3 protein-coding genes are annotated in these 1,615 nt (G+C 74.2%); all 3 read left to right on the forward strand.

Features of this window, described 5'->3' with window-relative positions; genetic code table 11:
* Positions 1 to 444: hypothetical protein (locus D3P35_RS25720; protein ID WP_157982349.1), on the forward strand; the 444-nt coding region annotated here is incomplete at its 5' end.
* Complete coding sequence (locus D3P35_RS25725) at positions 435 to 1,031, forward strand: hypothetical protein (RefSeq protein ID WP_118138776.1); 597 nt, start codon at positions 435 to 437, stop codon at positions 1,029 to 1,031. The genes D3P35_RS25720 and D3P35_RS25725, both read left to right, overlap by 10 nt.
* Positions 1,016 to 1,459 (forward strand): hypothetical protein, encoded by a 444-nt coding sequence (locus D3P35_RS25730; RefSeq protein WP_118138777.1) that lies wholly within the window; start codon positions 1,016 to 1,018, stop codon positions 1,457 to 1,459. The genes D3P35_RS25725 and D3P35_RS25730 overlap by 16 nt, the downstream gene beginning before the upstream one ends.
* Positions 1,460 to 1,615 lie beyond the last annotated feature (156 nt).

The following is a 1,615-nucleotide window of genomic DNA, read 5'->3' on the forward strand; positions in this document are numbered from 1 at the left end:
ACCTCGGGCGGCGTGGACTGGGACTGGGACGACGCCGGCGTGCCGCTGCTGCTCTACGAGGGCCGGGTGCTCGAGGGTGTGCCGGTGATGGACGGGATCTGGGACGCGGTGCGCGTCACCGGCCTGCCGCCCGCCACGCGCGTCGCGCGCCCGGGCGAGTTCCTCGCCGTCTACGCCGATGACACCGACGTCACGGGCGAGGTGGTGCAGGTGCTCGCGCCGGCCGTCTCCAGTGCGGCGGGCGTCGCCACGATCCGGCTGTTCTCGCCCCTCGGTGCCGGCGGCCGGGTGAACATCGGCGTGAGCGACACCGGCGTGTTCCGCCAGCTGGAGACCCCGCGCGCGGTGCAGCCGCTGGGCGGCGACTGGTCCTACACCTGGTCCTTCCGCGAGGTGTTCGCGGACGAGGCCGGCGGCTTTGCGGAGCGCGACCCGTGGAGCTGATCCGCGGCATCGGGGCTGCGATGCTCGCCCGTCTCTCCGGCCGGCTCTTCCACCCGGTGGTGCTCGTCGAGCTCGACTGGCCCGGCGGCATGCAGCGCCTGCACACCGGGGTGGGGATCATCGACTGGGACGATGCCGCGTGGGACGGGGTGGGCCAGCTCGGCTCGGTCTCGGTGCCCGAGGAGAGCCCGAGCCTGGTGCCCTCCTCCGCGCTGCTCGGCCTCACCGGCCTGCCGCCCGAGATCTACGACCGCCTCGACGACCCGATCCGCAACCGCCCGGGCCGCATCCTCGTGGGCTGCCTGACGGGGCGGAGCAGCAACCTGCTCGCGGGCGACCCGGTGGAGATCTTCGCCGGCTACATGGACGCCCTGCGCCTCAGTGTCGAGGTGGAGGACGACGCGGGCGAGACGCGGATCGTGCACGCGCTGCAGCTCGAGCTCGGCTCCGGCCCCGGCGCGCGCTCGGTCGCCTCGATCACCCATTCCGCCGAGGACCAGGCCGCCGCCTTCCCCGGAGACACCGCCGGCCGCCACTGCATCTACAACCGCGCCAGCATGGAGGTGATGACATGGCCCGAGAGCTGAGCGCCAGCATCGCCATCCCGCCGCCGGGCGAGGACGTGCTCGCCCATGCCCTGCAGGTAATGGATCGGCCCTTCGCCTGGGGCCGCGCGGATTGCTGCACCGCCGCCTGCGACGTGTTCGAGGCCCTGTTCGGCATCGACCCGATGGCCGAGCTGCGCGGGCGCTACACCACCGCCGCCGGCGCCATGCGGATCATCGCGGGAGAGGGCGGCTTCGCGGCGCTGGCCGAACGCCTCGCCGCCTCCGCCGGGCTCGTGCCGGGGCAGGGCGCGGGCACCCCCGGTGCGCTCGGCCTGAGCGCCCCCGGCGCGGCGACCGGGCCGCAGGGGCGGGCTCTGCTCGTCTGCATCGCACCGGGCGCCTGGGCGGCGAAGTCCGAGGGCGGCATGAGCGTCCTGCCCAAGGTCGAGAGGCACTGGCATGCGTAACCCCGCTCTCATCACGGCACGGCTCGCACCTCTCGCCCTTGCCGTCTTCCTCGCCGGCGCCGGTCCGGCGCTGGCCGATCCGGTCACCGCCTCGATCACCACCTTCCTGCTCGTCAACGGCGTCGCCGAGGCCACGGCGGTGATCATCGCCGGGGT

The sequence above is a fragment of the Oceanicella sp. SM1341 genome (genome assembly GCF_003448965.1).
Taxonomy (GTDB): Bacteria; Pseudomonadota; Alphaproteobacteria; order Rhodobacterales; family Rhodobacteraceae; genus Paroceanicella.

What these genes read in the sequence shown, in the direction of transcription:
- D3P35_RS25730 (WP_118138777.1), top strand. Translation starts at nt 1,016, where the DNA reads ATGGCCCGAGAGCTGAGCGCCAGCATCGCCATCCCGCCGCCGGGCGAG.